At 62.9% G+C, this 20,456-nt stretch carries 16 protein-coding genes, 2 tRNA genes and 1 pseudogene; 7 read left to right on the forward strand and 12 right to left on the reverse strand.

Going from position 1 to position 20,456, the window contains the following annotated elements; genetic code table 11:
* The first annotated feature begins 151 nt into the window (after window positions 1–151).
* The 6 genes from D1F64_RS13835 to D1F64_RS13860 all read left to right on the forward strand — a co-directional run bounded on the left by D1F64_RS13835 (window position 152) and on the right by D1F64_RS13860 (window position 7,163).
* Entirely contained in the window at window positions 152–1,183 is a 1,032-nt protein-coding gene (locus D1F64_RS13835; RefSeq protein WP_117412907.1) for a cysteine synthase A, read from the forward strand.
* 176 nt (window positions 1,184–1,359) lie between these two features.
* A complete protein-coding gene (gene cls / locus D1F64_RS13840; RefSeq protein ID WP_117412908.1) occupies window positions 1,360–2,808 on the forward strand; it encodes a cardiolipin synthase in 1,449 nt (482 codons plus the stop codon).
* Window positions 2,809–2,867: 59 nt separating this feature from the next.
* Window positions 2,868–3,605 (forward strand): alanyl-tRNA editing protein, encoded by a 738-nt coding sequence (locus D1F64_RS13845; RefSeq protein WP_117414606.1) that lies wholly within the window; start codon window positions 2,868–2,870, stop codon window positions 3,603–3,605.
* 36 nt (window positions 3,606–3,641) lie between these two features.
* Window positions 3,642–4,496, forward strand: a complete 855-nt coding sequence (gene sseA / locus D1F64_RS13850; protein WP_117412909.1) for a 3-mercaptopyruvate sulfurtransferase — start codon at window positions 3,642–3,644, stop codon at window positions 4,494–4,496.
* A gap of 343 nt (window positions 4,497–4,839) precedes the next feature.
* Window positions 4,840–5,553 (forward strand): hypothetical protein, encoded by a 714-nt coding sequence (locus tag D1F64_RS13855; protein ID WP_117412910.1) that lies wholly within the window; start codon window positions 4,840–4,842, stop codon window positions 5,551–5,553.
* Window positions 5,554–5,663: 110 nt separating this feature from the next.
* Window positions 5,664–7,163: an OmpA family protein gene (locus D1F64_RS13860; protein WP_162901548.1), complete on the forward strand. Its 1,500-nt coding sequence runs from the start codon at window positions 5,664–5,666 to the stop codon at window positions 7,161–7,163.
* A 97-nt stretch (window positions 7,164–7,260) separates the two neighbouring features.
* On the opposite strand, the gene D1F64_RS13865 is transcribed toward D1F64_RS13860, so the two are convergent.
* The 4 genes from D1F64_RS13865 to D1F64_RS13880 form a co-directional block, all read right to left on the reverse strand.
* Window positions 7,261–8,061 carry an amino acid ABC transporter ATP-binding protein gene (locus D1F64_RS13865; RefSeq protein WP_117412912.1) on the reverse strand — a complete coding sequence of 267 codons (801 nt, stop codon included), beginning with the start codon at window positions 8,059–8,061 and terminating at the stop codon, window positions 7,261–7,263.
* A 48-nt stretch (window positions 8,062–8,109) separates the two neighbouring features.
* The gene (locus tag D1F64_RS13870; RefSeq protein ID WP_117412913.1) at window positions 8,110–9,468 is read right to left on the reverse strand and encodes an amino acid ABC transporter permease; all 1,359 of its coding nucleotides are present in this window, start codon (window positions 9,466–9,468) and stop codon (window positions 8,110–8,112) included.
* Between the two features lie 10 nt (window positions 9,469–9,478).
* Window positions 9,479–10,714: an ABC transporter permease subunit gene (locus tag D1F64_RS13875; RefSeq protein ID WP_117412914.1), complete on the reverse strand. Its 1,236-nt coding sequence runs from the start codon at window positions 10,712–10,714 to the stop codon at window positions 9,479–9,481.
* Between the two features lie 754 nt (window positions 10,715–11,468).
* Window positions 11,469–12,485 carry an amino acid ABC transporter substrate-binding protein gene (locus D1F64_RS13880; RefSeq protein ID WP_162901549.1) on the reverse strand — a complete coding sequence of 339 codons (1,017 nt, stop codon included), beginning with the start codon at window positions 12,483–12,485 and terminating at the stop codon, window positions 11,469–11,471.
* Between the two features lie 246 nt (window positions 12,486–12,731).
* Between D1F64_RS13880 and metC the strand changes: the two genes are divergently transcribed.
* Window positions 12,732–13,916, forward strand: a complete 1,185-nt coding sequence (gene metC / locus D1F64_RS13885; protein ID WP_117414608.1) for a cystathionine beta-lyase — start codon at window positions 12,732–12,734, stop codon at window positions 13,914–13,916.
* Window positions 13,917–13,982: 66 nt separating this feature from the next.
* On the opposite strand, the gene D1F64_RS13890 is transcribed toward metC, so the two are convergent.
* From D1F64_RS13890 to D1F64_RS13925, 8 genes and pseudogenes are all read right to left on the reverse strand, one after another.
* A complete protein-coding gene (locus tag D1F64_RS13890; RefSeq protein WP_117412915.1) occupies window positions 13,983–14,327 on the reverse strand; it encodes a lipid-A-disaccharide synthase N-terminal domain-containing protein in 345 nt (114 codons plus the stop codon).
* Window position 14,328: 1 nt separating this feature from the next.
* Window positions 14,329–15,101, reverse strand: a pseudogene (locus tag D1F64_RS13895) (glycosyltransferase family 2 protein).
* 1 nt (window position 15,102) lies between these two features.
* Window positions 15,103–15,891 carry a phosphatase PAP2 family protein gene (locus tag D1F64_RS13900; RefSeq protein WP_248304779.1) on the reverse strand — a complete coding sequence of 263 codons (789 nt, stop codon included), beginning with the start codon at window positions 15,889–15,891 and terminating at the stop codon, window positions 15,103–15,105.
* Window positions 15,892–16,109: 218 nt separating this feature from the next.
* The gene (locus tag D1F64_RS13905; RefSeq protein ID WP_205470477.1) at window positions 16,110–17,972 is read right to left on the reverse strand and encodes a glycosyltransferase family 39 protein; all 1,863 of its coding nucleotides are present in this window, start codon (window positions 17,970–17,972) and stop codon (window positions 16,110–16,112) included.
* Window positions 17,973–18,174: 202 nt separating this feature from the next.
* Window positions 18,175–19,584 (reverse strand): DUF2336 domain-containing protein, encoded by a 1,410-nt coding sequence (locus tag D1F64_RS13910; RefSeq protein WP_162901550.1) that lies wholly within the window; start codon window positions 19,582–19,584, stop codon window positions 18,175–18,177.
* 63 nt (window positions 19,585–19,647) lie between these two features.
* Window positions 19,648–19,724: transfer RNA gene (locus D1F64_RS13915), tRNA-Arg, on the reverse strand.
* Between the two features lie 100 nt (window positions 19,725–19,824).
* Window positions 19,825–20,127, reverse strand: coding sequence for an ETC complex I subunit (locus D1F64_RS13920; RefSeq protein ID WP_117414611.1), 303 nt, complete (start codon window positions 20,125–20,127; stop codon window positions 19,825–19,827).
* 161 nt (window positions 20,128–20,288) lie between these two features.
* Window positions 20,289–20,365, reverse strand: a tRNA-Pro gene (locus tag D1F64_RS13925).
* Window positions 20,366–20,456: the final 91 nt, after the last annotated feature.

Consider the following 20,456-nt stretch of genomic DNA (forward strand, 5'->3'; position numbering starts at 1 on the left):
GGACCGCGTTTGCGGCGCGCTTGCATCCGGAAACCCCGGAACTCTTGAAATCCCGGCCGCCGGGTCTTAATCCGGTGCGGACCGTGTCCGTTCTGACAATACGTTCGCGCCGGCAATCCGGCCGTTCCGGCAAAAAGAAGAATTGAGCCTCATGACCCTGTGCACCTCTGTCGTCGACGCCATCGGCAACACGCCGCTGATCCGCCTCAACCGCGTGTCCGAGGAAACCGGCTGCGAGATCCTGGGCAAGGCCGAGTTCATGAACCCCGGCCAGTCCGTCAAGGATCGCGCCGCGCTCTTCATTATTCAGGACGCGGTGAAGCGCGGCACGCTGAAGCCCGGCGGCGTCATTGTCGAGGGCACGGCCGGCAACACCGGCATCGGGCTGGCCTTGGTGGGCAACGCGCTCGGCTTTCGCTCGGTCATCGTCATTCCCGAGACCCAGAGCCAGGAAAAGAAGGACATGCTGCGCCTCGCCGGCGCGGAACTGGTGGAAGTCCCCGCCGTCCCCTATCGCGATCCGAACAATTACGTGAAACTGTCGGGCCGGTTGGCCGAGCAATTGGCCGCAACCGAAGCGAATGGTGCCATCTGGGCCAACCAGTTCGACAATGTCGCCAACCGTCAGGCGCACATCGAGACGACGGGTCCGGAAATCTGGCGCCAGACCGAGGGCCGCGTGGACGGGTTCGTCAGCGCGGTGGGCACCGGTGGCACGCTCGCCGGCACGGCCATGGCGCTGAAGGCCAAGTCGGCGGATGTACAGATCGCGCTGGCGGACCCGATGGGCGCCGCGCTTTACAATTTTTACAAGCACGGCGAGCTGAAGTCGGAAGGCTCCTCGATCACGGAAGGGATCGGTCAGGGCCGCATCACGGCCAATCTGGAAGACGCGCCGATCGACCGCGCCTACCAGATCCACGATGCGGAAGCCCTGCCCTACGTTTTTGATTTGCTGCAGTACGAAGGTCTGTGCCTGGGTGGTTCCTCGGGCATCAACATCGCCGGCGCCGTCCGGCTGGCGCGCGAACTCGGCCCCGGGCACACCATCGTCACCATTCTGTGCGACTATGGCACGCGCTATCAGTCCAAGCTGTTCAACCCCGACTTCCTGCGCTCCAAGGATCTTCCGGTACCGGCGTGGCTTGAACAGCGAAGCACGATTGCCGCGCCGTTCGAATAGTCACAGGCACCCGGGAACCATTGGCGATCGCCGAACGTTCCCGACTTGCAGCCTTCTCGCCGTCACGCTGACGCTCAGGCCACGCCAACCCAAGGCTCGCTGAGGCGCGCCCGTTCTCGTCGCGACAAAACTGCTCTAGGGTTCCCAGGAATTGAGGTCCGGTTGTGAGTTGGCCCATGTCGGCACTGGGAAACGTCTCGAATGTCCTGGCGGGCGTCGTCGCGCTGTTCTACCTGCTCGCCGCCGTCTGTGCCGTGCGCGAACTGCTCTATGGCCGAAGCTCCCAGGGCACCATCGCGTGGCTTCTGTCGCTGGCGTTCTTTCCCTATGTGACGGTCTTCGTCTATCTGGCCTTCGGCTGGAAGAGGTTCGACGACTACGTCAAGATCCGCAGGCCGGCGGACCGCATGAAAAGCGAACTCCCCGAATCACGCCGGCTGCTCGCTTTGCGCGCCGACTTCGAGGACAAGCAGGCCGCCGCCGCATGGCCGTTGCACAATGCGGTCTCGCCGCTGCCTTTCCTGAGCGGCAACAACGCGGAAATCCTGATCGACGGCGAAGCGACCTTCTCATCAATGCTCGAGGGAATCCGCGCCGCAACGAGCCATGTGCTCGTGCAATTCTACATCCTGCGCAACGATGCCGTGGGCAAACGGCTGGCTGATTGCCTGATCGAGAAGGCGCAAGCCGGCGTCACCGTGCTGCTTCTCTACGACGACATCGGGTCCGCGGGACTCAGCCGTTCCTATCTGAATCGACTGACAGACGCGGGTGTCACGGTCAGCGGTTTCAACCGCAGCCATCCGATGTTCATCGCCCTGCGGCCATTTCGCATCAATTTCCGCAATCATCGCAAGGTCCTGGTAGTCGACGGCACGGCCGCCTGGGTCGGCGGGCTGAATGTTGGCGACGAATATCTGGGCGAAACCCGCCGCTTCGGCCGCTGGCGCGACACCCACGTGCGCGTCGAAGGGCCGGCGGCGCTGGCCTGTCAGCTGTCGTTCGCCGAGGACTGGCAGTGGGCGACGCGCAGCTATCCGCCGGTGCCCTGGCCGGATCCGGAACCGCAGACCGACGGCATGCCGGTGCTGGTGATGCCGACGGGCCCCGCTGACGAGGTGGAGACCTGCGCCGTGGCCTTCACGGAGGCCATCGCGCGGGCGCGCAAACGGCTGTGGATCGTTAGCCCCTATTTCGTACCGGGAGAGAATATCGCCACCGCGCTCAGCGCCGCGGTGCTGCGCGGCGTTGAAGTGCGTCTGCTGCTGCCGCAGAAGCCGGACCACTGGATCGTCTGGATGGCCTCATCCAGCTACGCCCGTGACATGGCCGCCCACGGCGTGCGCGTGCACAGCTATCGCGGCGGCTTCCTGCACCAGAAGGTTATGCTGGTCGATGACGCCTTGCTCAGCATCGGCACGGTGAATTGCGACAACCGCTCGATGCATATCAATTTCGAGGTGACGCTCTGGTTCACCGACAATCGAATGATCGCCGCCGCGAGGCGCATGCTGGAAGAGGATTTTGATCAGTCGGTGGAATTGAACGACGCGGATTTCGCGAGCCGGGGTCCGCTGTGGCACCTGCTGGGACGCATCGCCCGATTGTTCGCGCCGCTGCTGTAGAAATCCAAGCGCGAGACCCCTAAATTTGAGCCAAGCCCGTGCACCGGATACAGATGCCCATGCCCGAGACGACGTTCACTGACGCCACCCAGCCGCTGTTTCGCGACGACGCATACCTGTCCACCTGCGAGGCGCGGGTCACGGGCATCAACGCGCGCGGTGGCATCGAGCTCGACCGCACGGTCTTTTATGCCACAGGCGGCGGCCAGCCCGGCGACACAGGCACGCTCAAACTGGCCGACGGCCGCGACCTCGCTATCGACGCGACGGTTTTCGGTGAAACCAAAGGGCGGATCGTCCATGTTCCGTCCGGTGACGCCCCCCTCCCCGTCATCGGCGAGACGCTCACCGCGCACATCGATTGGGAACGGCGCTACCGCCACATGCGCATGCACACCGCGCTGCACATTATCTGCGCCGTGCTGAAAACCCAGATATCCGGCTGTCAGATCGGCGATATGGAAAGCCGGATCGATCTCAACATTCCCGAGCCGCCGGACAAACAGGCCGTGCAGAACGCGGTCATGCGGGCGATCGAGGCCGACCACGCCATTTCCACCGAATGGATCACCGACGCGGAGCTTGACGCCAACCCCGGACTGGTCAAATCGATGAGCGTCCAGCCACCGCGCGGTTCCGGCCTGGTGCGGCTGGTGCGCATCGGCGAGAATTTCGACCTGCAACCCTGCGGTGGCACGCATGTAAAATCGACACGTGAGATCGGCTCGCTTCTGGTGACAAAAATCGAAAACAAGGGCCGTCAAAACCGGCGAATCCGCATAAGGCTGGACACCTGAAATCCGGCTAAAAGGCAATCTGGGAAGGAAACACGAATGGACCGCCGCAATCTGGTGTCGAGCGAATGGCTACACGCCCATCTGGAGGCGCCTGACGTCGTGGTCGTCGACGCCTCCTGGTATCTCCCGAACCAGAACCGCGATGGACATGCGGAATACCTCGAGGCGCATATTCCCGGCGCCGTGTTCTTCGACATCGATGCAATCAGCGACACCTCCAGCAACCTGCCGCACATGCTGCCACCCGCGCACGTTTTCTCCTCCCACATGCGAAAGCTCGGCATCGGCGACGGCCAGACCATCGTCGTCTATGACGGCGCGGGCCTGTTCTCCGCGGCGCGCGCCTGGTGGATGTTCCGCATCATGGGCGTGGCGCGGGTCTTCGTGCTGGACGGCGGCCTGCCGAAATGGCGCGCGGAAAAGCGCCCCCTGGAGGACGGTGCCGTCTCCCGACCCGACCGTCATTTCTCCGCCCGGCTCAATCACGCCATGGTGCGCGATGTCGACGATATCCGCGCCATCGTCACAAAAGGCGGTGCGCAAATTGCCGACGCCCGTTCGCGACCGCGATTCGATGCGGTGGAAAAGGAGCCGCGGCCCGGGCTGCGCTCCGGTCACATCCCCGGCAGCGCCTGCGTACATTACGCGAGCCTGTTGGACAGCAATGGCTGCCTGAAAGCCAGCGCGGAGCTGGAGCAGACCTTCCGCGCGGCGGGGATTGATCCCGCCCGTCCCATCGTCACGACCTGCGGCTCGGGGGTCACCGCCGCCATCCTCAGCCTGGCCCTGGATGAGATCGGCGCACGCAAGACATCCCTTTATGACGGCTCCTGGACGGAATGGGGCGGCCTCCCCGATACGCCCGTTGCCACCGGCAACAGCGCCGCATAGCGCACCGGACATAGTTGCCCGCGCGCGGACGGAAGAATGTCCGCGCGTCCCCGGACGGCCGTCAGGTCGGAACCGTTGCTTAGGGTGCCGGCGCCGCGCGCATCGCGAACCGGCCCCCCGCCGGCCCGCCCTGTGTTGAAAAGCATATTTAAATACTGATTCAGCGGATTTCCGCGCCACATAACGCATTTCGAAGATCCGCTCCAGATTCCGACTAAAAATTTCGAAAGAATTTTGAACCTTTTTGATTTTCGCCGGTTGGTCTGGTGAAGGACGCGCCGAACGTCGATTTCTGATCGATTAATCGGCCACTTCACAAAATGGTCCAAATATAGGCAGAAAAATGACTTATAAGAGCACCAGTATTGCACTTGCACTTGCCGCCATCACCATCGCCGCTCCGGCGGCGGCACTCGCCGACAGCGTCTCTGCGGGCGCTCTGACCAACAACGTCGTTGAAGCAGAGCCGACCATCGTGATGCCGCCGGCGCTCCAGACCGAGCCTGGCGTCAAGACAGATGTAAACGCCGAAAGCAATGTTTCCGCCAACACGCGCGAAGCCGAGCCCACGATTTCCACGCCGCCGGCGATTGAGCTTGATACCAGCGCCGACGCCAATGCGAACGCCAGCAGCAATGTTGCCGAAGGTGTGCGCGAGGCCGAGCCGACCATCTCGACGCCGCCTGCCGTTGAAGGCATGCAGAAGTCGGAAATGGACGCAAAGGCCGGATCGGACCAATACGCTCAAAGCGGCAACCCGACCGTTGACGCCGAGGCCAAGAAGGCCGAGCCGAGCCTTGTCGCCCCGCCCGCCGTGACGGTCGACTCCAGCGCCGAAGCCGGCGCCAGTGTCGGCGCTGACGCCGAGGGCACCGTCGCCGAAGGCACACGTGAAGCCGAGCCGACCATCCGTCCGACGCCCGGCAGCGAAGTGACCACCACGGGCTCGATCAATACGAGCGCCAAGGGTGACGTCACCGAGGACGTGCGCAAGGCGGAACCGACGATCGTCTCCCCGCCGTCGGTCGATACCGATGCCAATGCCACAACAAAATGAGGCGACACCACATGACTGTTCGAACGAAACGCGCCGCGATTCTTATCGCGGCGCTTGCCGCCTCCGCTCCGGGCGCAGCCCTGGCGCAGAGCGCCTCTCCCTTTGCCTTGATGGCCCAGAACGACGCCGTCGACTGTCTCACCGAGCCGGCAAAATGCCTCGACAAGGTATTGCCGAAGCGGGAAGCCGAGCCGACCGCCGATGAGCAGCCTAAGGCAGACAGCGAAGCCGATGCCAAGGCCGAAGCAGAAGCTAAAGCCGAGGCCGAGGTAAAGACTGACGCCGAGGTTAAGACCGAAACCGAGGTCAAGACCGAGACCGAAGCAAAATCGGAATCGGACGAGCCCGCTGAAAAGCCCGCTGCCGCCGCACCCGAATCGGCGCCCGATGCCAAGTCCGAAGAAGAAGCAAGATCCGAGGCGACGACCGAAGAGGCTAAGCCGGCTCGGGACAAGCCGCGAAAGGCCCGGGACGAAAAGCGAAACAACCGGGACGAAAAAAAGAAAAACCGCGCAGAAAACAAGCAACGGGAGCCCAACAGCAAACCGGCGGCGGCTCCCGCTCCGGGAGCCATCACGGCGGAACCGGTCCGCGAAGAGCAGCTTCAGCAAGAGCCGGCTCGTGACGCACGCGATGAGCCTCGCGACCAGCAGCTTCAGGCGGAGCCGACCCGTGACGCACGCGACGGAGGCCGCGATCGTGAACGCCGACGTGAGGAGCGTCGTCGCGATGCCCGCGATGGCAAGCAGGACGGCGCGCTTGAGTTCTCCCTGCCGATTCCCGGCGTCGAGGGCCGCGTGATCATTCGCCAGGACGGCAAGATCACGGTGAAGAGCGACGATGACCGCCGCTTCAGCCGCGATCGCAACGACCGCCGGGTGACCCAACTGCCCAACGGCCGCACACGCACCGTGGTCGAGCGCCCCAATGGCGCGCGCATCATCACCGTTCGCGCGGAAGACGGCACGATCCTGCGCCGTGTCCGCGAGGCGCCCAATGGCGAGCGCACCGTGCTCATCAACAGTGAGCGCGCTTATGAACGTCACGGCGGCCGCGAGCGCCGCCAGTTGCGGTTCGAAAGGCCGCTTGATATCGGCATTCCGCGCGACCGCTATATCGTCGACAGCGACCGCGCCCGCCCAGATGATATCGAGGACGCCCTGTCCGCCAGACCGGTGGAACAGGTCGAACGCGCCTATACGCTGGGCGAAATCCGCCACAACGAGCGCTTGCGCTCGAAATTGCGCCGGGTCGATCTGACGCTGACCTTTGCGTTTGATTCCGCCGCCATCCCGCGCGACCAGGTCGACGAGATGGACAAGATCGGACGCATCCTGCAGCGCGCCATCGAACGCAATCCGTCCGAGGTGTTCCTCATCGAGGGCCACACCGATGCGCCCGGTTCGGATGAGTACAACCTGCGCCTGTCGGACGCCCGCGCCGAGTCGCTGGCGATCGCCCTGTCGGACTACTACGACATCCCGCCGGAGAACCTGGTCACACAGGGCTATGGCGAGGATTACCTGAAGATCCCGACCGAGGGTCGCGAGCCGCGCAACCGCCGCGTCACGGTCCGCCGGATCACCCCGCTGCTGCACGGCGGGAACTGATCCGCTCGACCGACCGAACTGAAAAAGAAAGGCCGCGGCGAATTTCGCCGCGGCCTTTCCATATCTCACGTCTTTCCCTGAACGGGGACCGGCACCCCTAGTGCAGGATCTGGCTCAGGAACAGTTTCGTCCGCTCGTGCTGCGGGTTGGTGAAGAAGGCCTCCGGCTCGTTCTGCTCCACGATCTGACCATAATCCATGAAGATCACCCGGTTGGCGACCTGACGGGCGAAGCCCATCTCGTGGGTGACGCAGATCATCGTCATGCCCTCTTCGGCCAGGCCCACCATCACGTCGAGCACTTCCTTGATCATTTCCGGATCGAGCGCCGAGGTCGGCTCGTCGAACAGCATGATGCGCGGGCTCATGCACAGCGAGCGGGCGATGGCCACACGTTGCTGCTGACCGCCGGAAAGCTGACCGGGATATTTCAGCGCCTGCTCGGGGATCTTCACCCGCTCCAGGTAGTGCATCGCGACTTCCTCGGCCTGCTTCTTCGGCATCTTGCGCACCCAGATCGGTGCAAGCGTGAGGTTTTCCAGAATGGTGAGATGCGGAAACAGGTTGAAATGCTGGAACACCATGCCGACCTCGCGGCGGATCTCGTCAATCCGCTTCAGATCGTCGGTAAGCTCGATTCCGTCGACGGCAATCATGCCCTTCTGGTGCACTTCCAGCCGATTGATACAGCGGATCATGGTCGATTTGCCGGACCCCGAGGGACCGCACACCACGATACGCTCGCCACGCATCACCTTCAGGTTGATGTCCTTGAGCACGTGAAAGTCACCGTACCACTTGTTCATGCCGGCGATTTCAATGGCCACATCCGTGTCGGAGATCTGCATCTTCGAACGGTCGGCGCCAGCCGTATCGGCCGCCATAGCGTTCTCGCTCATAATTCCCATCCTTCAATTACGCGTGGATCGTGCCTGTGGGGCAGCCGATCAACGCTCGTGTCCGCGATGCAGTCGCTTTTCCATGTAGATGGAATAGCGAGACATGCTGAAGCAGAAGATCCAGAAGATGCTGGCGGCAACCAGATAGCCGGTTTGCGACTGCACCGGTGTCGACCAGCTTGAGTCCGAGAACGTCAGGTTGATCTGACCGAGCAGGTCGAACAAGCCGATGATCAGCACCAGGGTGGTGTCCTTGAACAGACCGATGAAGGTGTTGACGATACCGGGTATGACCAGCGTCAACGCTTGCGGCAGAATGATCAGGCCCATCATCGGCCAGAACCGCAGGCCCATGGCCATGGCGCCTTCATATTGCCCCTTCGGAATGGCCTGCAGGCCACCGCGCACCACCTCCGCCATATAGGCTGAGGAAAACAGCGCCACGCCGATCAGGGCGCGCAGCAACTTGTCGAAATCCGTGCCCTCGGGCAGGAACAACGGCAGCATCACCGAGGACATGAACAGCACGGTGATCAGCGGCACGCCGCGCCAGAACTCGATGAAGATGATCGACAGGATCTTGATGATCGGCAGAGTGGACCGCCGACCAAGCGCCAGCATGATGCCCAGCGGCAGCGAGGCGACGATGCCCGTTACCGCAACCACGAGGGTCACAAGCAGGCCACCCCAAAGCGCCGTCTCGATATGAACGAGCCCAAAATCATAGCTCATCGCCGCAAGCGCCACCGCGAAACCGGCGAAGAAGCCGCCCACGACCATGAAGAACCCGCTGAAAGCCTCAAGGGCCTCGCCGCCAACGCCTGCTTTCGCTGCCGCCCACAAGCCGAGCAAGACAACGGTCATCGTGAGCCAGAAGATCCAGAAGCCGAGTCCGATCTCGATGTGACCGCCAGTCAGCAGCACGAAGGCCACCACCGGAAAAACAGTGAGCATCAGCAGCGCGACCAGCGGCCGCTTCGGCATGCCTTCGATCATCATCCAGGCGATGCCCAGCGCGCCGAGACCATAGACGGTGTTGACCCGCCAGACTTCAGGATCCGGATAACGGCCGTAGATGAAGACCTTCCAGTTTGCCATCACGTAAGGCCAGCAGGCGCCGGGATTGGGCATACACGCCTCCCGTTTCAGACCTTCCGGATCCGACCAGGTGGCATTGACGAAGGCGAAGTTGACCACCGTCCAAATCTGCGAAAGCAGGAAATAGGATATCGAGACCGTCGCGATCATCATCAGGACGGATATCACCGATGTGGCGGGGGTCGAGAAGTTCGACATCGACGAGAACAGGTACTTCCAGAGCCAGCCCCGGATCCCGATTTCCCCGGGCGGAGGAGGCAGAACTGGCGCATCGTCGGTGCGCACATAGGCGAGTGGTTGTGTGCTCATGACCGTCTCCTCAACGCTCTGCCAGCTTCATGCGGCTGTTGTACCAATTCATGAACAATGCGGTCACGATGGAGAAGAACAGATAGACCAGCATCATCATGAAGATCATCTCGATTTCCTGGCCGACCTGGTTGAGAGCCGTGCCGGCGAACACGGACACGACGTCCGGGTAGGCAATGGCCACGGCGAGCGAGGAGTTCTTGATCAGGTTGAGATACTGGCTGGTCAACGGCGGAATGATCACCCGCATCGCCTGCGGAATAACCACCAGGCGCAGCGTCGGTCCGGCGCGAAGACCCAGCGCATGGGCGGCTTCCGTCTGACCGTGGCTGATGGCCAGGATGCCGGCACGAACGATCTCGGCGATAAAGGAGGCCGTGTAAAGCATCAGCGCCAACGTGACCGCGATCATCTCCGGCTTGATCACCATGCCGACCCCGGCTTCGTAACCACGCTTCAGCATCGGACCATCGGTGTGGAACAGCGGAACTTGCCAGTGCAACGGCGAGCCACTGAGAACGAAAACCACCAGCGGCAGACCGATAATCAGCCCGGCCGCGCCCCACCAAACCGGAAAGCGTTGACCCGTCATGGCTTGGCGCTTGGCCGACCATTTGTTCAACAGGATGGCGCCGGCAATGCCGACGAAGAACATGACGCCGGTGATCCAGAACCCCGGCTCCTGCACCGGCACAGGTGCATAGAGACCGGTCTTGTTGAGGCCCGCCAGACCAAAGAACAATGAGGACGCGGCGCGCTTTCCCGGCAGTTGCTCGATCAGAATCCGGTACCAGAAGAACAGCTGCAGCAGCAGCGGAACGTTGCGCAATGTCTCGACATAGATCATCGCGAATCCGCCGAGCACCACGTTGCGCGAAAGACGCATGATGCCGAGGAAGAACCCCAGGATCGTCGCACCGATGATGCCGACGACGGCCACAGCGAGCGTGTTGATCACGCCGATCCAGAAGACGTCCAGATACGTGGATGCGCCGATCTGAAAGTCGACCATGTAGGTCCCGAGCGTCGTCAGGATCTGGAAACCGGTGGTGTCGAAAAGGAACCCAAAACCGGATTTCTTGTCCAAGCGCGCCAGATTTTCGACCGTGTTGTAGGTGATCCAGCTAAAGAATGCGACCAACAGGACCAGCGTCAGGGCCTGGAAGAAGATGGCGCGTATCTTCGGATCATAAATGATCGATTTCTGGGTGACCGCCGAGGCTTCCAGGCTGTCTTGTACTGCCATGTCTCAATGCCCCCTCAAAAGCGCCTTGGACCAAGACGACCCCGTCTTGCGTCGTGAAGCCGCCCCCGATTCATAGTGTTTAAGCATGTGTCTGCGACCTGATTGATTGATCTCTCCGCAGATGCCTTTTCGACGGAGCCTCGCCGGCGATCTTCTGACGCCCACAATCACCGCCAGAAATCCGTTCCGTCTGATCCTCGGCGATCGTCTCGCCCGATGTGCCCGCAGGACACCGCCCGCGTTGCCAGCCGATCCGCTGCCGCGCCCCTCAGGCGCGACGTCCATTCACCTTGCCCTTCCTCCGGCACGCCTGCCGCGGGATGGGCCGCCAAAGCGGATCCGATCCTGACGTCGAAAAACGCTTGCCGCGACAATCCGGAAATCCAGCCCAAGCCTGATGGTTCGAGCCACGCTCAGGATCCACCGCATAGCCACGGCGTTTGCGGCGGACGCTGATCAGGATCCACAGATCTACGGAATGTATCCAGGCGCACCGCCTGGATACTGATCACGCGCTTCCCCCAGACAAAGTCTCCAAGACGAAGAGGAACCCAGCGAGCCACACGCTCCGTGCGGCGAACTCGGCGATTAGCTCCGAGACGGACGAAAATTTTTCCGACCGCTCAGACCACTCTCCCGAAGCTTCCGTCCCCGTCATATTTCAAACGGATCGACCAGATGCTCCGCCGTCTTGTGACCAATTGGCCGGCGTGCCCAGAGTTGCGGCACGCCGGCATTTATCCGGGAAATGGCACTAGCGGATCGGCGGGGCGTACTGCAGACCACCCTTGGACCACAGTGCGTTCTGGCCGCGGCTGATGCCGAGCGGGGTGTCCGGACCGACGTTGCGCTCAAAGAGCTCGCCGTAGTTGCCGACCTGCTTGATGATGTTGTAGGCCCAGTCGTTGGCGATGCCGAGCGGCTCGCCAAAGGTACCCTCAGCGCCAAGCAGACGCAGGATCGACGGGTTGTCCGAGGACTTCATTTCATCGACATTGGCCGACGTGACACCGAGTTCCTCAGCGTTCACGAGCGCGAAGTAGGTCCACTTTGCGATGCTGAACCACTGGTCGTCGCCCTGACGGACCACCGGGCCAAGCGGCTCCTTGGAAATGATTTCCGGCAGAACCACGTGCTCGTCCGCGTTGGTCAGCTTCAGACGCTGCGCATAGAGGCCCGAAGCGTCGGTCGTGTAGACATCGCAACGGCCGGCATCGTAGGCGGACACAACCTCATCGGCCTTTTCGAACGCAACCAGCTCAAAATCCATATTGTTGGTACGGAAGTAGTCGGTGACGTTCAGCTCCGTCGTGGTGCCCGTGTTTGTGCAAACGGACGCGCCGGACAGCTCGAGAGCCGAGGAAACGCCAAGCGACTTGCGGACCATGAAGCCCTGGCCGTCATAATAGGTAACCCCGGCGAAGTTCAGACCCAACTGCGTGTCACGGGTCATCGTCCAGGTGGTGTTGCGCGACAGGATGTCGACCTCACCGGACGAAATCGCCGTGAAGCGCTCCTTCGCGGACAGCGGAGTGTACTTGACGGCTTCGGCATCACCGAAGACCGCGGCGGCCATGGCGCGGCAGTAATCCACGTCGATGCCGTTCCATGCGCCCTTATCGTCCTGAGCGGAGAAGCCCGGCAGACCCTGGCTCACACCACACTGGATAAAGCCCTTGCTCTTCACGTCGTCGAGAGTGGCCGCCGACGCTGCAGTCGCGACAGCTCCCATCGCCAATCCCATTACGACAGGCACAAATTTGGTTTTCATAATGTGCAGCCTTTCCTATTGCCCGGTTGATGCATTAGCGTTCGGAAACAACTTCACCCTTTTCCGGCGAAGCCCAAATGCCGCCCTCTCGCCAAAAGTGTTCTCCGGCAAGGGGCGATCTTATGTCTCCTGATTTCATTCAGGGCCATTTGGAAATGCCGGTCAAGAGCTTCCCTTAAGGAATATCGCCAGAAACGTGGCGGTTCGCTCTTCCTTTCCTCCTTTGCCAGCGCACAGAGCATGAACATGCAAAAAAAAACGGCACCTGAAAAATATCGCCCGAATACAACCATTGCGCACGCCGGCAGCAACCCTGCCGACAACCAAGGATTCGTCAATCCGATGGTGGTTCACGCCTCCACCGTGTTGTTCCCCAATGTCGCAACCATGCTCTCGGGCAATCAGCCCTATGTCTATGGCCGCCGCGGGACTCCGACGACCGAAGCGCTTGAAGACGCCATGTCCACGCTGGAGGGAGCGGCGGGCACCAAACTCACCCCCTCGGGCCTCGCCGCCATCTCGCTTGCAATGCTTTCCTGCGCACAATCAGGGGACCATCTGCTCATCGCCGATACGGTCTACGGACCAACCCGCAACCTATGCGACAAAGTGATGAGACGGTATGGTGTGGATATCTCGTATTACGACCCCTGCGATATCAATGGGCTTGGGAAGTTAATCCGTAAAAATACAAGGGCTATCTACACCGAGTCCCCCGGCTCCCTCACATTCGAAATGCAGGATATGAGGGAAATCGTTGCCTGCGCCCGGGCGCACGACGTGCTGGTCATGATGGACAACACCTGGGGCACGTCGCTTTATTGCAAGCCACTGGAGCTTGGCGTGGACTTGTCGATCCAGGCGGGCACCAAATACATCGTCGGCCACTCCGACGTGATGATCGGTACCGTATCGGCGAACGAGCGCGCCTGGCCGGCGCTGCGCGCCATGCACGGCGATTTGGGCCTGCACGTTGGTCCGGACGACGTCTATCTGGCATTGCGCGGCCTGCGTACCATGAGCGTCCGGCTGGAACGTCACATGCGCAGCGCGCTTGAGATCGCCAACTGGCTGGAAAAGCGGGACGATGTCGCCCGGGTACTCTATCCCGCCCTGCCCTCGCATCCCGGCCACACCTTGTGGAAGCGGGACTTTTCCGGCGCGTCTGGTCTGTTCAGCTTCGAATTGAAACCGGCGTCGGACTCGTCCGTTCACGCGTTTCTCGACGCGCTGTCGCTGTTCGGCCTGGGCTATTCGTGGGGTGGTTACGAGAGTCTGGCGCTATGGGCGCAACCGCGCTCGGCGCGCAGCGCCACCACATGGGAGGCCGCCGGTCCGCTGGTCCGTCTGCACGTCGGGCTGGAGGACACGCGTGATCTGATTGAGGATCTGGAAGCCGGCTTCACGGCCTTCCACGCGGCCAAAGGCTAAGGCGGCCGCGCACGCCAACGCGACGAAAGAAGGGGCGCCCGGCCAAAAACACCGGGCGCAAGCCCCTTATGGCGTTTCCGCCTCCGTGCGCGCCTGTTTTTTCTCGCGGAATATGAAATACAGGTTGCGAAAATAGATGATCAGGCCAAGCGACTGGCCCGCGATGAACACCGGATCCTGCCGGATGACGGAATAGACCAGCAGCAGCAGACCACCGCCGATCGAGAAGAACCAGAAGGCGACCGGCACGATCGACCGGCCCACCCGTTCGGATGCGATCCACTGCACCACGAAGCGCATCATGAACAACGCCTGGGCCACGAGACCGAGGATCACCCAGACGTCGAACTGAACGACGAAGACCTGATGCAGCCATGCGGCGAATGCGTCGAACCAAGTGCTTGCGGTCATGTCACGCGATCTCCGAGACGACGGGAATCGCCTTGCGCCTGCGGCGCAGCCACCACACGCCGAACAGATCCAGCGCACCGATCAGCGCGCGGTCGAACACGCCGTATTTCGACGCGCCGTGCATACGTTCGCGATCGACCACGTCGACATGCACGATGCCAAACCCCTCGCGGATCACCAGCGCCGGCAGAAACCGGTGCCAGCTGTCGAAATACGGCAGCCGCAGAAACACCTCGCGCCGCAGGGCCTTCAGCCCGCAGCCGGAATCGCGCGTGTTGTCCTTGAGGATCGCGCCGCGCAACTTATTGGCGAACCTGGAGGCGTAGCGCTTGAACAGGCTCGCCTTGCGCCCGAGCCGCTGGCCCGCGGCCAGCGCCACCGAAGGCCCCCAGCCTCAAGAGCGGCCAGAAGCGCGGGAATATAGGCGGGATCGTTCTGTCCGTCGCCGTCGATTGTCACCACGATGGCGCCGCGCGCATGCAGCAGTCCCGACCGCACCGCCGCGCTCTGCCCGCAGGCGGCCGCATGCCGCAGCGGCCGCATCCAGGCGTGCGCCCGCGCCTGGGTCTCAAGCCATCCGGTGGTGCCGTCGCTCGAGCCGTCGTCGATGACCACGACCTCAAACACCCGGCCGGCCAATGCGCTCTCGATCTCGGCCACAAGACCCGGGAGATTGCCGATCTCGTCCTTGGCCGGCACCACCACGGTGACCTCGACGCCGCCCTGCGACGCCGGCACCGCCTGGTTTGTGGAGGACGTCTTCGATGCACTCATGTCATGACTTCGGTGTTTCGGACCCGGCATCCGCCGGATCTGTTGCGTTTGATATTGGATCCGCGTTGGTAGCCGACGCGGGCCGCGAGGTCCATACGGCGGCGTATCCCGCGCTTGCCATGGCCACGGCACACCGGCGCGCGGTGGCGCCGGAGACAATCGGCCGGATGCCCGCGCCCGGCGTCAGCTTGAAGCCGATACGCCTGAGCGCGAGATAACGCCCGGTCGCCAAGGTCACCGACAGACCGAGGAGGGTTCCGGCAATGACGTCAGAGGGATAATGCGCGCCGACCATGATGCGCGAAAACGCCAGCCAGAACGCCACCACGGCGATCAACCAGAGCCATGCGGGAAAGATCAGGCACAGCGCCGCGGCGAGCGCTGCAACCGTGGTCGAGTGACCGGACGGAAAGCTCGTATAGTGGATGTGGAAGGCCAGGAAATCGAAACCCATCGGTCCGACCTGCTCGAAGAGCTTCGGACGCGGCCGGCCCAGTGTCCACTTCAGGGCCAACGCCGCAATGCCGCTGGATGCCACGGTGAAGAAGATGAAGGCGAGATAGGTCCAGAAAATCGTAAGTCCCATACGGACGCGAAACGACAACGCCCGCCAGTCCAGCCCCATGGCGAAGATCAGAAACAGCCCGCTCGTCCACAAGATCCAGTGCGACTTGCCGATGTCGGTGATCGCGCCGAAGAACGCCCGGTATTCCTGCGGCAGCGACCGGATCCAGGGATAGGACGGCGCATCGAGCGCGATTACGGCAATGCCCACCGTGAGCATCAACACCGCCAAGAGGTCCTGCGGCCGGTGGCCGGCCGGCTGGGCCGCCGCACCCGGCGCGATACGATGACGTCGCCGCGCAAAATTCTGGCGAAACTCAGCCCAATTGGCCTTCATACGCTGCCAGACATTCGCCGCCCGCGCACGCGCACGGATGCCCCGCTGGCTCTTCAGCAAACGGGACAACGGACCTCTGGGCTGCAAGATGTGGGAACGCCTGTCGCTCAATTCTCTGTCTTCCGGTAGATGCCGATATCCAGTGTCCGGCCGCCGTTGATGTTCACGCCGGCAACCCGTCCGGCGAGGGTCACGCTCACGCCGTCCCGGGCCGCGCGCTCAACGAACGCCGCCTCGTACGGCGCGTCAATCACCAGGATGCGACAGCCGGCGCCCTGCATCCACGGCACCGCCGCGTCGGGCGCCGCCAAGCGTGTATCGGTTCCATTGAGAAATACAAAGCTTGGTTCGTTGAACCCGACGCTCATGACCTCGGGATCCGCACACTGTGACACCTCGGCCACAGCCTGTGTCAGACGCGAGCTGATCCAGATCGGCGACAGGGCCGGAAACACAAAGCCCCACACAGCCACGTAGATCAAGAGCGCGGTTGCACCGGCGCGCGGCACCGTACCAAGGAGATTGCGGGTGCGCACGAGGAAGCGCGCAGTGAAGAAACCCGCCGGCGCGGCAAAGGCGCACAGCACCACGCCCGCGGGCGACGGCGCTGCTCCCAGATACAGCGGCGCCGCAATGCTGGCGACAAGAAGCCCCAGCGGCACCAGCGCCAGCAGCGCCGCGGCAATCCAGACGAGCACCCGCCGCGGCGGCATGTCCGCCGCCCGCGCCACACCGTAGGCGGTAAGGATCGCCAGCGCCGGCAGCAGCGGCATCGTGTAATGCGGCAGTTTGGTCGCCACCAGCTCGAAGACGATCCAGCTCGGCACCGCCCAGGCGAGACAGAATTGCACCACGGCCGTACGCCGGTCGCGGATCACCGCTCCGGCCGCGGGAAGCATCAAGGCGGCCATCGGCCAGAACGTGCCGAACATCGCCGCAAGATGGACGCCCGGAGGCGCGCCATGACCTTCCTGACCCTGCCCCACCTTGCCGAGCATGTCGCGGCCGATCGCCTCGGCATAAAAGCCGCCATCGGTCGCAATGCCGATGGCGACAAACCACGGCAGCACCAGCACCAGCAGGTACAATGCTCCGGGGATCGGCCGCAGAGACGAAAGCCAGCGCGCGCGGCGGGTGAACACCACAAGCGTCAGGATCGTCAGGCCGACGACCATCACGCCCACGGGTCCCTTGATCACGATGCTGACCGCCAGCGCCGTCCAGAAAACGAAAACCAGCCCCCACGACTGTTTGGCCCGCGCGGAAAGCCAGCAGCGCGCCAACGCGCCTTGCGCCGCAACGATGGAGGCCAACAGCACGGCATCTGCCTTGGCCAGCCTCGCCTCCACGCCCACGACGATGGCCATGGCCACGAACGCCGCCGCGATGAACGCAACCGGCGGCCCGGTGAAGGCCCTGGCGGTCCAGAATGTCAGGAGAACGGCCAGCACGGCGCCGATCAGCGACGGCAACCGGTAGACCCAGATCGGCGCATCCGCCTCAAAGCCGGTGATTTTCGCGGCCGCCACCTGCAGCCAGTAGATGCCCACGGGCTTCTTGTGGCGCGTGGCCTCCTGATAGCGGATATCGACGTAGTCTCCGGTCTCCAGCATTTGCTTGGAGGCCTGCGCGAAGCGCGGCTCATCGCGGTCGAGCGGCGGCACCAGCCAGAAACCGGGCAGGAACATCGCCAACGCCAGAAGCGTCAGCAGCAGCGGCGCGACACCCGGCGCGGAAGCCGCGCGCAGCCAGCGCGGTGGCGGCGTCATCGGCACCCGCGGGACCGGATCGCCATCCCGGTTGGCCGCATTCGCCGCAGAGCCTGCGTGCGCCGCATCGGTCGCCTCGGACTGGGCAGGCGCCGACGATTCGACAGCGCCGGGCTCCCCGCCCCCCGTCTCCAGGTTGTTCGCCTCAGGCAAATCCGTGTCTGGTCCGTCTGTTTCGGGCCGGTCCGGGGGTTGGCTCACAGCAGGCTCCGTGCAACTGCCATCCCACAACGGGACGTTCGCGCGACACTCCTACAGCAGCGCGCGCAAAAAATCGAGATTGTGCAATGAGGTGTCACACGCCGGCCCCGGATTCAACCGCCAAGTGACGGGACGGCGGACAACCGAACGCACAACGGGCCCCCGTGTCTCGGGGGCCCGGCTTGCCTGGGAAGAAGATGGTTCAGGCGGCGACCGCATCTCTGCTGCGGGCCAGTTCGCTGCGCTGTCCCTCACGGATCAGCAACAGCGTGCGGCGTGCATCATCCTGACGCATCCGATTGAAGTCACGTGCAAGCCCAACCGCCTCGGCATCCGAGCGTCCCAGCCTGCGGCAGGCAATATTGGCGAAGGTGCAAAAGCCCTGCATGCCCATGCCCGTGGCCCGGCACAATACGATGATCGACGAAAGGTCGCTTTGCAGCAGCGCCTTCTGCACCGTGCACTCCTCGAGACGCAGGATACTGGCCACCAGCCAGACGCAGTCCGCGAAGCGGTCCTCCATCGCCAGCTCGGCGATGATCGAATCCAGCGATCGTTTGCCCTCGCGGGTCGTCTGCAGCAATGCCGCGCGTTGCACCTTGCGCTCTTCGCGGTTCTTCAGGCCCGCGTCGATCAGCATCGCCGCGCGCACCGCCGCCTCCTCGAAGTGACCGTCGTCAACCAGCGCCGCGAACGCGCCGAGCCGCTGGCGCAACTCATCGGTCAACGATGCCTGCAGGTTGCCGCCGAACGCCTGTTCCTCGGCGCCCCGCGTGGCGAGATTCTTCTGGATTTCGGCATCCTCGCCGCCGCGCGACAGCAGCGTGCCGAGACCGAACATGGAAAAGCGCGCGCCACGGTTGTCCACCAGGCAGCGCAGCACGTCGATGCCGCCGACCTCCGACAGAACGTCAGTCACAGCTTCGGAAATCACCGGCCGGGACGCGATCGCAAGTTGATGCTCTTCGCCGTGATGGCGCGCGATGTGCGCCAGGTCCTCGTCGTAAAGCAGAGGCGACTTGGCGAGGATCGGCCGCGAGACCACCGGATCCTCACAGGCGAGCTGCAACACGAGTTCGCGATCCACATGCTCGGTTTCGGCGATCTGCTCGATGATCTCGGCGCGCAATTCGTCCGCGACCTGATCGAGGATCCGCGCCACGACGTCGCCGAAGAGCCGCTTTTCAACGTCCCCTGGAATGCGTCCGCCGCCGAAGAACATCTCCGTGATGGCTTTCGCCAGGGCGGTCCGTCCCTTGGCGCTGCGATCGCGCGCCAACTCAACCAACTGGGTTACCGGCATTGCAGACCCTCTGAAATTCAATGAAAATCTTTTGATTTTGCAACAATACCATCTTCCAGGCGGCGTTTCCCTGCCAACACGCCGTGATGCTTTCCCGGAGCTTAATGAGGGCGCGACAAATCGAGCAATTGCAGGATGCAACCGCGAGAACCGTTGCGTCAGATCCGCCAACCTGTGGAAACATATGTGCTCTTCGCGCCCGCCATCGCGGCGAACCGCGGCCGCGAGCCATGCGCAAAATGGGATAGTGAAAGAAACAACAGTAAGATGAATGCCAATGGTTTTGGAGCGAAGAAGCTGAGCGCACAAGACTGCAACCCGTGCCGTTCGCGCAAACCGTTATCCATGTCTCCCGGTTGGACAGGCAAACAGTGGTGACCCCGGCAGGATTCGAACCTGCGACCGTCGGATTAGAAGTCCGGTGCTCTATCCAGCTGAGCTACGGGGCCATTGAACCGTTGCCTTGATCCTTGCATTCGCGGCCGAGCGCGGCCCGCCGCAACGATCAGGGTCGTTCGAAGCCGGTTCGCTCTCGCCCCGGGGATGGCGCTAGTGCGTCCAGGGAGCAGTGCGATTGTACTTGAAATTGTCGGAATAGGTCATGGGGCGCGGGCGGCGCTCCTTGGCGTCGCTGATGCGATAGGAAATGCCGTTGCGCTCGGCGTAGGCGATCGCCTCTTCCCTGGTCTCAAAACTCAGTCTGAGCTGGCTTTTCATGTCCGAGGACGATGTGTAGCCCATCAGCGGTTCGATCGAACGCCGGGCTTCCTGCTCGTAATCGAGCACCCAGCTGTTCTTTGCCTTGCCCGACTGCATCGCCGTTTTGGCGGGACGATAAATGCGCGCAACCATGATCGCCATTCCCGTATCAATGAACCGTCATCGCGGCCAGGCATTCACCGCCCGGAAGGGCCCTCGCAGCCCCGGTAGAAGACTGCCGGACGGATGTGAACAATCCGTGCGGCGGGCCGGTCGGACGTCGGCGCCGCCCGGCGGGCTGAGACATCCGACGATGGTCGGGGCAGCAGGATTCGAACCTGCGACCCCCTGGTCCCAAACCAGGTGCGCTACCAGACTGCGCCACGCCCCGTATTCATCGTCACGACGCTGGGATACACGACTTGACCGCACGCCTGCAAGCGCTTCCGCGCGGTTGTCCCGCGACAACCCCACAAAGTGCA

The sequence above is a fragment of the Breoghania sp. L-A4 genome (genome assembly GCF_003432385.1).
In the GTDB taxonomy this organism is placed as follows: domain Bacteria; phylum Pseudomonadota; class Alphaproteobacteria; order Rhizobiales; family Stappiaceae; genus Breoghania.

Bases quoted from the DNA above. Each gene is read 5' to 3' on its own strand.
- D1F64_RS13880 (WP_162901549.1), bottom strand. From the start codon at position 12,485: ATGAAAACCAAATTTGTGCCTGTCGTAATGGGATTGGCGATGGGAGCT.
- metC (WP_117414608.1), top strand. From the start codon at position 12,732: ATGCAAAAAAAAACGGCACCTGAAAAATATCGCCCGAATACAACCATT.
- sseA (WP_117412909.1), top strand. From the start codon at position 3,642: ATGGACCGCCGCAATCTGGTGTCGAGCGAATGGCTACACGCCCATCTG.
- D1F64_RS13860 (WP_162901548.1), top strand. From the start codon at position 5,664: ATGGCCCAGAACGACGCCGTCGACTGTCTCACCGAGCCGGCAAAATGC.
- D1F64_RS13845 (WP_117414606.1), top strand. From the start codon at position 2,868: ATGCCCGAGACGACGTTCACTGACGCCACCCAGCCGCTGTTTCGCGAC.
- D1F64_RS13875 (WP_117412914.1), bottom strand. From the start codon at position 10,714: ATGGCAGTACAAGACAGCCTGGAAGCCTCGGCGGTCACCCAGAAATCG.
- D1F64_RS13870 (WP_117412913.1), bottom strand. From the start codon at position 9,468: ATGAGCACACAACCACTCGCCTATGTGCGCACCGACGATGCGCCAGTT.
- D1F64_RS13890 (WP_117412915.1), bottom strand. From the start codon at position 14,327: ATGACCGCAAGCACTTGGTTCGACGCATTCGCCGCATGGCTGCATCAG.
- D1F64_RS13865 (WP_117412912.1), bottom strand. From the start codon at position 8,061: ATGAGCGAGAACGCTATGGCGGCCGATACGGCTGGCGCCGACCGTTCG.
- D1F64_RS13855 (WP_117412910.1), top strand. From the start codon at position 4,840: ATGACTTATAAGAGCACCAGTATTGCACTTGCACTTGCCGCCATCACC.
- D1F64_RS13920 (WP_117414611.1), bottom strand. From the start codon at position 20,127: ATGGTTGCGCGCATTTATCGTCCCGCCAAAACGGCGATGCAGTCGGGC.
- D1F64_RS13835 (WP_117412907.1), top strand. From the start codon at position 152: ATGACCCTGTGCACCTCTGTCGTCGACGCCATCGGCAACACGCCGCTG.
- cls (WP_117412908.1), top strand. From the start codon at position 1,360: ATGTCGGCACTGGGAAACGTCTCGAATGTCCTGGCGGGCGTCGTCGCG.